Below are 13,980 nucleotides of genomic sequence, written 5' to 3' on the forward strand. Positions count from 1 at the left end.
GAATATCCTCCTTGTAGGGGAAGCTGTTCGATTTAAATAAAAAACACTCGAATTTTCAATTGAAAATCCGAGTGTTTCTAATGTTATTATTCTTGTTTTAAAAGGCGGACACTTTCATCAAATTCCTCCTCGATCGCTTCATTTTTCTTATACGTGATTAAGCTGACAACAACAGCTACAATCAGGTTGAGGATAAAGCCCGGAACGATTTCATAGAGTGATTCACCGAAAAAGACCGTACCAAGGTCGCCATTTTTCCAGACGATGACGGTAACAGCACCGACAATCATGCCGAACAGGGCGCCCCAGTTCGTAATTTTTTTCCAAAATAGACTTAATAAAATGATCGGGCCAAAGGAGGCTCCGAAGCCTGCCCATGCATAGGCAACCAGATCTAAAATGGTGCTATTTTGTTTGAAAGCAAGTGCTGCTGCGATGACAGCAACGAAAAGGACAGCCATTCTTCCTAGGAAAACAAGATGTTTATCCTTTGCCTCTTTGTTCATCACGACTTTGTACAAATCTTCAACTAGTGCGCTCGATGTTACGATTAACTGGGAAGAAATCGTACTCATAATCGCCGCAAGAATCGCGGCCAATGCAAATCCCGCAAAAATAGGATGGAATAAGATCTGACTTAATGCAATAAATACTGTTTCTGGATTTTCTAAGACATGTTGTGGATTGTTATGGAAATAGGCAATACCAATTAATCCTGTAAAAATCGTACCGATTAGTGAGAAAATCATCCAGCCCATGCCAATACGGCGAGCGCTCTTTGTTTCTTTAATCGTTTTGATGGCCATAAAACGGACAATAATATGCGGCTGGCCAAAATAGCCAAGCCCCCATGCCATTGCTGAGATAATTCCAATCATCGTTGTCCCTTTTAATAAATCTAGTCTTGCAGGGTCAATCGCCCGAATGGTATCAAATGTTTCAGAAGGTCCGCCTGTGCTGAATATACCGATTGCTGGAACGAGTAATAGGGCAATCAGCATCATTAATCCTTGAATAAAATCGGTATAACTTACTGCCAGGAACCCGCCAAATAAGGTGTAGGCAACAACCACACCGCCTACGATATAAAGACCAGTATGGTAGCTTGTTCCGAATGAGCTTTCGAAAAATACAGCCCCAGAAACCATCCCCGATGATACATAGAAAGTAAAGAAAATAAGAATAACAATACCTGAAACGATACGGAGTAGTTTCGATTTGTCTTTAAAGCGGTTCTCAAGGTAGCTTGGAATCGTGATCGAATCATTGGCAACCTGAGTATATGATCGAAGACGTGGTGCGACTAAAAGCCAGTTTAGATAGGCACCGATTGTTAGACCTATGGCAATCCAGGCATCGGCTAAACCGGTTACATAAATTCCGCCGGGCAAGCCCATTAATAGCCAGCCGCTCATGTCGGCAGCGCCAGCACTTAAGGCAGTTACTGCAGGTCCTAATGACCTTCCCCCAAGCATATAATCCGTTAGATTGCTTGTTTTTCGATAGGAATACCAGCCGATAAATAACATCATTGCGATATATACCCCAATTGAAACCAGCTGCAGTGAAACATCGGACATATATTTCCCCTCCCTAATTATAAATAGAAAATAATTTAGATAATATTTTCTATATAGGAAATATTCTATCAACTTTGCAATTCTATTTCCAGTGTAAAAATATTGCTTTTTTAAAATAGGAAATAATGCTTGTACAATAATAAAGAAGAATGAATGAAGCAGTTCTTTTGTAACGTATGGTCGAAACGATTATCATAAAAGAAAATGAAAGAGGTGCAATGTGGATGGAGTTGAATAGTTGGTTTCAAAAAGGATTGACTGCGGACGAGTACATCAATTCGATGAAGCAAAATAAAGAGGAAATGCTTTCGATCTATGAGAAATTTTCTTTAAGTGCTGATGACAAAATGAAGCTCGAAGCAATCCAGGCACAAAATCTTCGTGGAATTGTACTGACCGAAGATTGGTGCGGTGATGCGCTGCTGAACAACCCGATTTTGATGCGGGTAGCCGAGGCGGCGGGTATAGAACTGCGTTTTGTGCTTCGTGATCAAAATCTCGAGTTAATGGATCAGTACTTGACGAATGGCACGTCACGCGCGATTCCCATCTTCATTTTTATAAAAGAAGATGGCAGTGAGGCGGCTGTATGGGGGCCAAGGGCGGCTGAAATGCAGGCGCTTGTGATGGAAAGACGGGCAGCGCTGCCGGATAAGGATGCGGCGGATTTCCAGGAGAAGCAAATGGAAGTGTATAAGCAGCTTCGGGCGGAATATCTAGTAGATTCGAACATTTGGCAGACCGTTGCGAACAGTATTATCGCTGCGCTAGTAAAGTAAAAAAATCCCGGCGGAAGTTTCCGCCGGGATTTTTTTTTCAAAAACCGCTGTTTTTTGGCGGGATTCGATCGTTAATTAAGTTTTTGTCATTTATCTTCGGTTCGATGCCTAGGATGAAGTTGCGGATGTTCGAGCGGTGCAGATAAATTAAAAATAACGAGAATAATAAAAAGATTAGTTCAAAATTGAGCTTTGGAGAAATAAAATCATAGATTAGCATGCTTAGGCCAACAGAGATGGAACCGAAAAACACATATTTTGATAAAAAGATAACCAAAAAGAAGCTTACATAGGCAATGACAAGTAAGGGAAGGTTTGTAATTAAAAGTGCACCTGCGGTTGTGGCAATCGCCTTTCCGCCTCTGAAACCGGCAAAAATGGGGAAGCAATGGCCAAGAACGGCCATAAGTCCAAAATAAAGTGGTTCTGCATTAAGGTTAAAATGAATTGGCAGGTACGCTGCCAAGGCTCCTTTTGCCAAATCGATAAGCAGGACAAACATAGCTGATTTCTTACCGAGAACCCTCAAGGTGTTGGTGGCACCGGGATTTTTGCTGCCGTGGTCGCGGATATCGACCCCGAAGACCAGTTTGCCTACGATTAGGGCAGTGGGAATACTTCCGATTAAATAGGAAGCAAGAAGAAGCACCCAGAACAAATGAATTACCCCCTTTGAATTATTTACCTTTCCATTAGTATTCTATCATAATTAGATGGTATTATTTTTTTGTATTTCCATTATTAAGAAGTATCGGAGTGCCAATCATGAGACAATTTTAGGTCATATTGCTAATAGCTATGCTAGAAAAAGAGAAGATATTCCTTAGTTCTTAATACCCTGATTGCATTTGTTATAATATATGCCAAATGCATGCAATAGATAAATAAAGTAGAATAAATTTAGTTAGATAAAAGAAAGGAATCATATGGATGAAGAAGAGAAATACCTTGGAATATAAAATGAAGACGTATTTTTCACTAATCTTTTTTTTCATGATAATACTGATAGGGATTATTATTATGCAGTACAGTAATGAGCGTTATCAGGAACAGAGTTACCAATATTTAAGAAATACAGTCGAATCAAATATAAGTTTGTTGGATAAGTATTTTAGCAGTTTACAGAATGTTGCCCGGCTTATCGTGAGTGATCAGGATGTAAGGACAGCGGTCGCCTATCGAAATCAAGTAAAGGAAATTGATTATTCGATTGAATTATATAATCAACGAAACGTAGATGAGAAATTACAACAACTTAAAATCATGCCGTATATTAAGAATGCCGTGATCATTGGGAGTAATCAAAAAGGATTATATTCCTATAAAGGAAACGTAAAGGAAGATTACGATTTTGCAAGACAAAAATGGTTTAATAGCTTACAGAATATAGGAAAGGTTTCCATTAGCGGCAGTTACTTTTCTGGATTTCATCCTACGGACTATCTGTTGAATGGGGAAGGGGAAGATACTATATCGATGGTTACACCTATCCAAAATAAGGTATCGTATGATTTCAAAAATAATTCATATCTGTTATGTGATGTTGATATTTCCTCTATCCTTCTAGCAAATACAGGAGAAAATGGGGTACAGCTAGTCATTAATAATGGTACTGAGTGGATTCACTTATCAGACTTGGCGGGTGTATCCAATCGGCAAATAGAGGAAATAAAGAGGAAGTACAGGAAGGGTGAAGAAAATTTTCTGGTAAAAAGCAGGGGTTGGGGAGAAGATGATTTATTGGTGGTTAGGAATACCACGAATACTACAGGTTGGAACATATTAGGGATCAAAAGCTTAAAAGGAATCCAGGACACGAAAAGGACTGTTTTTTTGTTTATTTTGGGAATGATTATTCTATCAGGTATCATCATTGCCATTGTTTCCGGGGTTATTTCAAAAACGATTTTGAATCCCGTCAATCAGTTAATTAGAAGTTTTAATAAAATTGCCAATGGTGACTACTCGGTTACATTTGAAAAGAACAGCAGTGAAGAAATTTCGATGCTTTCCCGAACGGCAGAAAACATGATTCAAAATATGCTGAAGCTATCTGATGAGGTATTGCTCGAACAGAAGAAACTCTCAAAAGAACAGATGCGAGCCCTTCAAAATCAGATTAATCCACATTTTTTAAATAATGTATTACAATCAATTAAAGCGCTTTCGCTAAATGGAGATGTAGAGAAGATTTCAAAATTAAGTACATTATTGGGTAAAATATTATCTTATTCCGTCTATCAGCCTTATGAGAAGGTGGCAATTGAGACAGAACTGCAATATACGGAACATTATATGATGATTCAAAATATCCGATTTGATAATAAAATCTTCTACTCAATAAATTGTGAAAAGGAATTGAAAAATGTAAGGGTGCCCAAATTAATTGTTCAGCCATTAGTTGAAAATGCTCTTATACATGGATTTAAGAATCAAGAAGCAGGAGTTCTGAACATTATTATTGAAAAGGATCAGTCGGATATTTGTATTATTGTTACAGATAATGGGATGGGTATGGAAGACGAATTAGTAAAGAGGATTAATGAGGAATTAACGTATAAAGACACTTATTCAGCGCTAAAAAGTATAGGGTTGCTTAATGTAAATCAACGGATCAAGAGCGAGTTTGGGGAAGCATATGGATTAAAACTTATTTCCAAGATTCAAAAGGGTACAAGCGTTATAATCACTCTTCCATCTATTAGCTAAGGGGAGATGTACATGTTTAAAGTACTATTGGTAGATGATGAAATACTGACAATTCGTATGTTACAGAGACTCATTGATTGGGAAAGGTTCAATTTAGAGTTGGTAGGATACGCACAAGATGGATTGGAAGCATATAATGCCTATTTAAAGTACGAGCCTCATATTATCATCACGGACATACAAATGCCTAACATGACAGGAATTGAGTTTATAAAAAAGGTAAGGGCTATTAATAAACAAACAGAGATTATTCTGGTAAGTGCCTATGGTGATTTTTCGAATATCCAAACTGCGATGAAAATGGGTTGTTCCGATTATATTTTAAAACCGATTGATGAGCAAGAATTGCATGATGCCATTAAAAAAGTTTCAGAAAAAATGGATGGTGAAAAAGAGCAAAGAAGAATTATTGATAAAAGTGAATCACAACTAAAAAAAATGGAGCTTCGGTACTATATGAAAACGGGAGTTCACTCTCAACATATTATGAAGCTTCAGGAAGGCTACCATTTTAATTTTGAACGATACCATATCCTTGTGTTCGAAATAAATCACAATACGATGGATGAATTTGTTACGATGCAAAGTATTGAATCAATGCAGATGAGTTATATTATTCACGTCATGGAGGATAAACTTAAAGACTATAAAAATATTCTTTTTGAATTTGAAGAAAATTCCTGGGTCATCTTACTTTCTGACATAGAGCAGGAGGAACTTGTTAGTCTTAGTAAAGAGATGATATCCACCCTAAAGAATCAATTCAATATAAATGTAAAAGCGTGTTTTAGTGATACTGTCAATGGATTAATGGAATTACCACTCCAATATAAAGAAATCAAACTTTTGTGCCGCTACAATTTTTATCTTGATACGGAAGAAATACTGGGATGCGGGTATAATTGCCAAAAAGATGATTTTAAGGAAATCCAAAGTCGTACATTAGCAAAAGAAGTGGAAGAAGCACTAAAACTAAAAGATCTAACAAATGCAGAAAAAATAGTAAATGAAATATTTCAATTATCTAAAAGTATGAATCCATTTGAGTTAAATCATATCTATGAAATTTGTTTTGAAATGATATTGATTTTGAAAAAGGCAATTTCAGCTAAAAGTAAGAAAACGGAGAAAATGATGGAGATTTTATCTATTTCCTATCAAGACTTGTTGAAATTAAAGTCGATCAATAGTCTTCAGGATTTTATGAGGCATAGGATGGAGGAAACGCTCAATCAAAAAAAGGAGGTTAAAGGGAAATATAGCCAACTAGTAGAGGAGAGTATAAAAATATTAGAAAGTCATTATAATGAAAGTCTGTCACTAGAAGATATATGCAATCAAATTTCAGTTAGCAAAAATTACTTTTGCTATCTTTTCAAACGAGAAGTAGGAATTAGTCTGTGGCAGTATCTGACAGAGCTAAGACTAGAAAAAGCAAAGGAGCTTTTACTAGAAACCGATATGAAAAATTATGAAATATCCTTTCAAGTTGGGTATGATAACCCAAGCTACTTTTCAATGCTATTTAAAAAATACGAATCCATGACACCAAATGAATTTCGAAAACGGAGGCAGAAGCAGTAATATTATAGTAGAAATCCATAATTTTATCGCTTCTTTTATGATTAAATCTTTTATATAGTGGGAGGAAATCCGGATAAGGTACTGCCGCGTAAAAATTTAAAATAAGTTGTATGTCAATACTTATTGGATGATCATTTTTGCTGGCAGCCGGTAATCCTAGGAGGGGACACTATGAAAATAAAGATGTTAGAACGCGAATATTGGTACGGTGGTTATGTACATGAAGGAATAATTGAGCCCATTGGAGAAGAAGATTTTCGTAAGATTGATTTACGGAACAATCGGACACCAAATCAATCCATGCCGTTATTTCTGTCTACTAAAGGCAGATATCTATGGTGGGATAGGGGATTTGCTGTTACATTTAATCGAGGAATGATTGAGATTGATGAGGACATAGTGGTAGGCGAGGGATACCAGAATATAAAGGGTGCTTATTTAAGTGCGATGTCAAAGTATTTTCCTTTTACTATGAATGGACTCAATATGGAATTATTTCGATCCCCAATTTATAATAGCTGGATTGAGCTGACATTTAATCAAAATGAAAAGGATATTTTAACATACGCGGAGGATATTTTAGCCAATGATTTACCTGCAGGCGTCCTCATGATTGATGATGGCTGGTCAGACTACTATGGGAAGTGGACCTTTAATAAGGAGAAATTTCCAAATCCAAAAGAAATGATTCAAAAGCTTCATGACCAAGGATTTCATGTGATGCTTTGGCTTAGTCCTTTTATAACTCCTGATACTGTAGAGTACCGGGAGACTAGAGATAAACAATTACTTGTCAGAAATAAAGATGGGAAACCATTTATCACGGAATGGTGGAATGGCCATTCTGCAGTTTTGGATTTTTCAAATCCTGACACGATTGTATGGATGAACGAACAATTAGGCCGTTTGTGTGATTTAGGTGTAGATGGGTTTAAGTTTGATGGCGGCGATAGCATTTATTACAAGGAAGATAATGAGACGTACGGAAATGTCACACCGGATGAACAGTCTTTATTATGGGCAAAGTTTGGTGAGAAATATTCATTTAATGAATACCGGGTCACCTTTAAGGCAGGGGGCATGTCCTTACTTCAGCGGTTATGTGATAAAGAGCATTCATGGGGAGATTCAGGAATTAAAGCGTTAATCCCAAATAGTCTCTTACAAGGAATTACGGGTCATCCGTTTAGCTGTCCAGATATGATCGGCGGGGGCGAATACCTTAATTTCCTTCATCTCTCCGAAGGGGCATTAGACCCCGAACTTTTTGTAAGGCACAGTGAAATTGCTTGTCTGATGCCATCCATGCAGTTCTCTGCAGCACCTTATCGAGTGCTGGACAAGACTCATTTTGAACATATACTCCGAAGCGTTCAAACACGAAAGAACTATCAAGATATTATTGAACAGTTGGTTTTACATGCAAAAGAAACAGGAGAACCTATTATTCGTTATATGATATATGAATTCCCTGATGAGCCGGTTGAAAAGATTGTCGATCAGTTTATGCTCGGAAGTCATATTCTTGTCGCACCTGTTAGTGAAAAAGGGGCAGCAGGAAAGGATGTATACGTGCCGAAAGGCGATTGGAAATATGGAGAAGAATGGATCCATAGTTTAGGAGAATATCGTGCCTTTTCCAGTACACAGGGAATACCGATTATTCTTGAAAGGGCATAGAAGCGTAATATTGTGATAGAAAAATAGGCGAAATAGAAAGATACTATTTATTCAAGTGAATAAATAGTATTTTTTTTATATAAGAACCGTAATATAGCTTATTTATAGCCTATAAAGAAACTTATACAATATACCTATCACAAATAACAGGGGGCATTTATATGAAGAGGAAAGCGATTTCATTGCTGCTGTGTGCTTCTATGGTAGCAGGCAGTTTAGTAGGTTGTTCAAGTAAATCAGAAACAAATAAGAAGGTTGAAGGAGAAAAGGTCGTAAAACTTCGTATGTTGGGGTATAATGCCGAGTCCACAAGAGCGACATATTTGAAATTATTAGACGAAAAGCTGCCGAATGTTGAGATCAATTTTGAGTTTGTGCCACTTGACAATTTTAACAATGTCTTGAATTCACAGCTCCAGGCCGGGGAAGGCCCAGACATCATTGAAGTAGGCGGGGAAGCAAAGCTCTTAGCAAAAGCGAATTACCTATTGGATTTGACAGATAAAGAATTTTCATCAAAGTATGTGGAACCAGGTCTTAAGCCATATTCAATAGATGGAAAGGTTTATGCAACACCATTACAATCTTGGTTTGAAGGAATCTTCTATAATAAGGCGATCTTTAAAGAAAATAATATTGAAGTACCAAAGACGTGGGATGAATTCGTTTCTATTAGTAAAGAGTTATCTAAAAATGGGGTTAAACCACAGGTTATGGGTGCTCAATCTTGGGAACCAATGATGAAACAGAGTATTGGTCTAGTTAACAATGAGTTTTATGCAGATAAAGAAAATAAAGATTTTGATGATAAGTTTAACGAGGGCAAAGCAAAATTAGCAGAAGAATGGCTAGCATCTGTAAAAGAGTGGTCTAGGGTCATAGACGAAAAAATATTGACAAAAGATATGCTGGGGCTTAGCTATGATCAGGCATTAGATCAATTTGCAACAGGAAAAGCAGCAATGTGGGAAAGTGGTCCATGGGCAGTACAAACCATCCTTGAGAAAAATCCAGATATGGAGCTAGGAATGTTTCCAATACCAGGTAAAAAAGAGGGCGATGGCTGGCTGATTGGCGGACCTGGTTCTGCTTTGGCCATTAATGCTAAGTCAAAACACATTGATGAAGCACTAAAAGTATTAGAAGTAACAGCAACAGAAGAGGCACAGAAGGCACTTGTAAAAGATAATGCCGGCAGTTCCTTCCTAAAAGGTGTTGAAGTAGATTTAGGTGATATCTATCAGGATAGTGAAGGTGCCTTTAAAGCAGGGAATGTATACGCTCCATGGACAGCAGTTTGGACCTCCGGGAACCCAGTAGTAGAAGCTTATGGGAAATCCTTGCAAGAGGTGTTGGCTGGTACAAAGACGGTAAAACAAGCACTGCAGGATGCGGATGATACCAATGACAATTTAAGAAAGACGTTACAATAAAACTGTTTTTATATAGTTAAGATTGAACATTAATTGGAAAATGGGGTTCTCTCCATTTTCCGCCTTTTTTCATGATAACCATTTTTCTAGGAGCAGGGAGGATTAAAATGTACAGCAAGCAACGAGAACGGATCTTTATGTTGATGATCCTTCCAGCATTTATTGGATTTATGATTCTTTTTATTGTACCTACGGCGATGAGTTTTTTCTATAGTTTTACAAATTGGTCTGTGTATAATACGACACTTCAATTTACTGGATTGGATAATTATAAGCTGCTGTTTCAAGATACAAAAACAGTCGCCGCCATCAAACATACCTTGCAGTATGCTGTATTAATTACCATTTTGCAAAATGTTATTGCGATCTTACTAGCGGTATTTTTGACTAAAAAAACGGCAGGAGCCAATTTTGTAAAATCAGTCGTCTTTTTACCGGCTGTACTAAGCATTTTAGTTGTTGGTTTCCTATTTCAGTATATTATGACTTCGGCAGATTACGGGTTATTGAATAATATGATTCAATTTTTTGGTGGAAATCCGGTGAATTGGCTGGGGGATTCAAAGATTGCGTTATATTCCGTTTTAGGAACCCAAGTATGGCAATGGGCCGGATGGTCGATGGTCATTTATATAGCAAACTTAAAAAGTATTGACTCTGCTCTTTATGAAGCAGCAGAGATTGATGGGGCAGGGAAGATCAGGAAATTCTTTTCTGTAACATTACCACTATTATACCCTGCTGTATCCTTCAATGTTCTAATGAGCCTTATTGGCGGAATGAAGGTGTTTGATGTTATTTTCGCGATGACCAAAGGCGGACCAGGATATGCAACGGAAACCATCATGACTACGTTGATTCGGGAAGGGTTCAATAGCGGCAGAAACGCCTATGCATCTGCTCTTGCGGTGGTATTTTTTATAGCCGTTTTTGTATTATCGCGAATTGTCATTACTTTCCTAAATAAGTGGGAAAGGAAAATCTCTTAATGAAAAATAAACTAATAGGAAAGACTTTTTACCGACTTGGGCTTATGGTAATCTGTGTATTTGTGTTTCTGCCTATTTATTATTTGATTATCACCACGTTTAAATCTCCTTCAGAGGCAGCTGCAAGTCCTTTGGGCCTGCCTAAAAGTTTGACATTTGGAAACTATGCCAAAGCCTTAGATGCCATGAATTATCTTCAGGCATTTAAGAATAACGTAATCATTACGGGTGTAGCTGTCATCCTGCTGGTTTTCTTTGCAACGATGGCTGCCTACGTAATCGCTAGAAGTAAAAAGAAAATCATTAAAATGATGTATTCCATCTTTTTGGTAGGACTGATCATACCATTTCAGATTGCTATTGTCCCGTTGTACCAGATTATTTCTGGCTTGCACTTGATGAATACACACCTCGGGGTCATTTTAGTCAGTGTTTTCTGTATTAATCTTCCATTGTCTATTTTTCTATTACGCGGTTTTATTAATACCGTCCCAATTGAATTGGAAGAAGCTGCATTTATGGACGGCTGTGGAACCTTTAGAACCTTTTGGTTAATTATCTTTCCGTTGTTGAAGCCAATTATTTCTACAGTTGTCATATTAAATACATTAGCCATTTGGAATGACTTCCTTACTCCATTATTATTCTTGCAGTCACCGGAAAAAGCCGTTCTACTGCAGGAAGTGTATAAAAATGTAGGGCCATTTTCAACAGACTGGACATCATTCTTTCCAATGCTTGTGATGTCAACACTTCCATTAGTTGTTTTCTATATCCTTATGCAAAAACGTGTAATCGATGGTGTTGTAGCAGGATCCGTGAAAGGCTAATGAATCATGAGGAGGTGAATTATGGTATGTGTGGACTTTCAGACGAATTATTAATTGAATCCTTTTATAGAGCTAGAGAATTAAATTTAGATACTGATTTTATACTTCTAATTGAAACTGAAATGTTCAGTCGCTCATTATTTCATAATAAAAGTGAATTTCCATCTAATGGTTAACGGCGGTTGTGTTGCACAAGTTAGATAACGATCCAGGAAAAAATTTAATCTTTGTTTCTCAGTCTTGTGATGCATTTATAGAGGGAGGATATGATAACATGACGAAGATAAAAAAGTTTATTAGTATCATTTTGGTCACGCTTGTTGTTCTGAATATTAGTAGTATGGGTGTACTAACAAATAAAGCCTTTGGTGCGACAACAGAATCTAAAAAATTTGTGATTACATTTGATCCTGCCAATGGCCAGGAAGTAAAACAGGTCAAAATAGTGAAAGGTAAAAAGCTTAAGGAGAAAAAAGTACCTTTTTCAAAAATGAAAAAGGAGGGGTATGACTTTCTTGGGTGGTACAATGGTCAAAGTAACAAATATGAGGTAATCTTTCCGTTTCAACCTGACCAAGATATAACCCTTGTAGCAAAATGGGGAAAACATACACCGCCAAGTCCAGTAAAAAAGGATGGATATCGTTTAATTTTTGATGAGGAATTTAATAATGCTAATGGAAAATTAGATTCAACATTATGGGTGGACCAATATTTGTCATCTTGGACAAGGACCCCTGAATTCGCTAAACCCATTTACAAAATAAATAATGGAGTTATGAACCTACAAGTGAAAGAAGATACACCTGGATGGGCTCCGGAGTATGATGGGGAAACTCGGGTAAGTGGATTTACAACGGGAAATAGAAATGGACTTCATAATTGGAATGGTACCAATGTAGTGCGTAATCCTGTTGATACTCAGTTAACACATATTAATCAATATGGGTATTACGAGATCCGGGCAAAGGGTCAAGCTGGCTCATCAAGGCATTCTGCATGGTGGTTGTTAGGGTTTGAGGATAGAGAAGAGCACTCAGCAGAGATTGATATCTTTGAGATTCTAGGAAACCAACAGACTGCGGTTCCGAGAGCATTTCATGGTTGGAAAGATAAAGATGCTTTTGCTGTTAAAGATCAGGGAGAGACATTTATAAATGCCCAAGCAAACTTCCATGATGAATGGCATACATTTGGAATGGATTGGCAAAATGGTACGGGTGCAGGTGCATATCCTGATAAACTTGTATTTTATGTCGATGGAAAAGAAGTAGGAAGTAAAAACGTAAATATCGACTATCCTATGATTCAATTATTCTCTCAGTATGAGAAACGAGCAGGCGGATGGACGGGTCCATGGGAATGGATGCCCTATCCAAACTCTTTTGATATTGATTATGTAAGAGTTTATAAAAAGCTTTCTAACGGTCAGAAGGAATTATCAAAAAAACAACTGAAAGTGGTACATGTTGAGGATTCAATGGTAACAGTTCTGAAGGGACAGGCGGCTCTCAAACAATATACTTCAAGTGTGAACGGACATGAGGGAGAAGTATATACGGAGCCCAACTTACCAAATACAAAATCCTATGTCAATGTGACATGGAATGACGGTGTTATCACACAAGAGTTTGTAAAATGGGATCCGATTACACAGGAAGATTTAGTAAAGTTAAATAATGGAGAATCGATTACAAAGAATGGAATCCTTCCAAATCTAAATAAAGTTGCAGGTATAACAAATCCAACATTACAAATTGCGGTGACAACGCCACCTCCACCACCTCCGTATACGAGTGAAAACCTAGGAGTGGCAAACAGTCAAACTGAATTGGCGAAACTGTTTGATAGTAATCTGGAAAGCAACAGTGGAGAATTTAGATTTGCCTCTAATCAGTTACCAAATGATAAAGAAGTAAATATTCAGTATAACTTTAATAAGAATGTTACGTTACATTCTATTTCATTTACTACAAACTTTGGACAGGATCAGGGAATTAAAAAGTTTAAGCTGGCAGCATGGGATTCGAAAACGAATAGTTGGGTAAATCACGATAAGGAATATAGTATTCCTTGGACAGCTGCTGGAAATACTGAAATCGGAGAAACGTTGAAAGTTGAAATAGATTCTCTTGAAACATCGAAAATTAAAATGATCATTACGGAAGTAGGACTTAGATGGGAAAATAAAATAGCAATGCGCGAGATTGCATTTAATTAGAGTTTTCCTTGGACGACCGATGAAATGGAACAAAATAAGCACACAAAGGAGCAGGTAAATCGCCTGCTCCTTTGTGTGCTTGTTAGAAATGGGTGACATTCACCGTTTTGAAAAAATAAACAGTAGAATGCATATGCAGGTATCGACAATTACGTTAGGATTGAGAAAACAAAAA

11 protein-coding genes are annotated in these 13,980 nt (G+C 37.3%); 9 read left to right on the forward strand and 2 right to left on the reverse strand.

Annotated elements, in window-relative coordinates; genetic code table 11:
* Positions 1-86 precede the first annotated feature (86 nt).
* A complete protein-coding gene (gene putP, locus ACO1D1_RS03380; RefSeq protein ID WP_423334948.1) occupies positions 87-1,580 on the reverse strand; it encodes a sodium/proline symporter PutP in 1,494 nt (497 codons plus the stop codon).
* Positions 1,581-1,804: 224 nt separating this feature from the next.
* Between putP and ACO1D1_RS03385 the strand changes: the two genes are divergently transcribed.
* The gene (locus ACO1D1_RS03385; RefSeq protein WP_423334979.1) at positions 1,805-2,359 is read left to right on the forward strand and encodes a thioredoxin family protein; all 555 of its coding nucleotides are present in this window, start codon (positions 1,805-1,807) and stop codon (positions 2,357-2,359) included.
* A gap of 37 nt (positions 2,360-2,396) precedes the next feature.
* Here the strand turns inward: ACO1D1_RS03385 and plsY are convergent, their stop codons facing one another.
* The gene (gene plsY / locus ACO1D1_RS03390) at positions 2,397-3,017 is read right to left on the reverse strand and encodes a glycerol-3-phosphate 1-O-acyltransferase PlsY (protein WP_149868348.1); all 621 of its coding nucleotides are present in this window, start codon (positions 3,015-3,017) and stop codon (positions 2,397-2,399) included.
* Between the two features lie 335 nt (positions 3,018-3,352).
* On the opposite strand from plsY, the gene ACO1D1_RS03395 reads away from it, so the two are divergent.
* The 8 genes from ACO1D1_RS03395 (at position 3,353) to ACO1D1_RS03430 (ending at position 13,805) form a co-directional block, all read left to right on the forward strand.
* A complete protein-coding gene (locus ACO1D1_RS03395) occupies positions 3,353-5,068 on the forward strand; it encodes a sensor histidine kinase (RefSeq protein ID WP_423334949.1) in 1,716 nt (571 codons plus the stop codon).
* Positions 5,069-5,080: 12 nt separating this feature from the next.
* Positions 5,081-6,652: a response regulator transcription factor gene (locus ACO1D1_RS03400; RefSeq protein ID WP_423334950.1), complete on the forward strand. Its 1,572-nt coding sequence runs from the start codon at positions 5,081-5,083 to the stop codon at positions 6,650-6,652.
* Between the two features lie 171 nt (positions 6,653-6,823).
* Entirely contained in the window at positions 6,824-8,332 is a 1,509-nt protein-coding gene (locus ACO1D1_RS03405) for a glycoside hydrolase family 31 protein (protein WP_423334951.1), read from the forward strand.
* A gap of 161 nt (positions 8,333-8,493) precedes the next feature.
* A complete protein-coding gene (locus ACO1D1_RS03410; RefSeq protein ID WP_423334952.1) occupies positions 8,494-9,765 on the forward strand; it encodes an ABC transporter substrate-binding protein in 1,272 nt (423 codons plus the stop codon).
* A 107-nt stretch (positions 9,766-9,872) separates the two neighbouring features.
* Positions 9,873-10,754, forward strand: coding sequence for a carbohydrate ABC transporter permease (locus ACO1D1_RS03415; RefSeq protein ID WP_423334953.1), 882 nt, complete (start codon positions 9,873-9,875; stop codon positions 10,752-10,754).
* Positions 10,754-11,584, forward strand: coding sequence for a carbohydrate ABC transporter permease (locus ACO1D1_RS03420; RefSeq protein ID WP_423334954.1), 831 nt, complete (start codon positions 10,754-10,756; stop codon positions 11,582-11,584). The genes ACO1D1_RS03415 and ACO1D1_RS03420 overlap by 1 nt, the downstream gene beginning before the upstream one ends.
* Positions 11,585-11,610: 26 nt before the next feature.
* Positions 11,611-11,760, forward strand: coding sequence for a sporulation histidine kinase inhibitor Sda (locus ACO1D1_RS03425; protein ID WP_423334980.1), 150 nt, complete (start codon positions 11,611-11,613; stop codon positions 11,758-11,760).
* A gap of 98 nt (positions 11,761-11,858) precedes the next feature.
* Positions 11,859-13,805, forward strand: coding sequence for an InlB B-repeat-containing protein (locus ACO1D1_RS03430; RefSeq protein ID WP_423334955.1), 1,947 nt, complete (start codon positions 11,859-11,861; stop codon positions 13,803-13,805).
* Positions 13,806-13,980: the final 175 nt, after the last annotated feature.

Source organism: Neobacillus sp. 19 (assembly GCF_049463095.1).
Lineage (GTDB): Bacteria > Bacillota > Bacilli > Bacillales > Cytobacillaceae > Neobacillus.

Coding starts and splice junctions, on each gene's coding strand:
- putP (WP_423334948.1), bottom strand. CDS start 1,580: ATGTCCGATGTTTCACTGCAGCTGGTTTCAATTGGGGTATATATCGCA.
- ACO1D1_RS03385 (WP_423334979.1), top strand. CDS start 1,805: ATGGAGTTGAATAGTTGGTTTCAAAAAGGATTGACTGCGGACGAGTAC.
- ACO1D1_RS03395 (WP_423334949.1), top strand. CDS start 3,353: ATGATAATACTGATAGGGATTATTATTATGCAGTACAGTAATGAGCGT.
- ACO1D1_RS03400 (WP_423334950.1), top strand. CDS start 5,081: ATGTTTAAAGTACTATTGGTAGATGATGAAATACTGACAATTCGTATG.
- ACO1D1_RS03405 (WP_423334951.1), top strand. CDS start 6,824: ATGAAAATAAAGATGTTAGAACGCGAATATTGGTACGGTGGTTATGTA.
- ACO1D1_RS03410 (WP_423334952.1), top strand. CDS start 8,494: ATGAAGAGGAAAGCGATTTCATTGCTGCTGTGTGCTTCTATGGTAGCA.
- ACO1D1_RS03415 (WP_423334953.1), top strand. CDS start 9,873: ATGTACAGCAAGCAACGAGAACGGATCTTTATGTTGATGATCCTTCCA.
- ACO1D1_RS03420 (WP_423334954.1), top strand. CDS start 10,754: ATGAAAAATAAACTAATAGGAAAGACTTTTTACCGACTTGGGCTTATG.
- ACO1D1_RS03425 (WP_423334980.1), top strand. CDS start 11,611: ATGTGTGGACTTTCAGACGAATTATTAATTGAATCCTTTTATAGAGCT.
- ACO1D1_RS03430 (WP_423334955.1), top strand. CDS start 11,859: ATGACGAAGATAAAAAAGTTTATTAGTATCATTTTGGTCACGCTTGTT.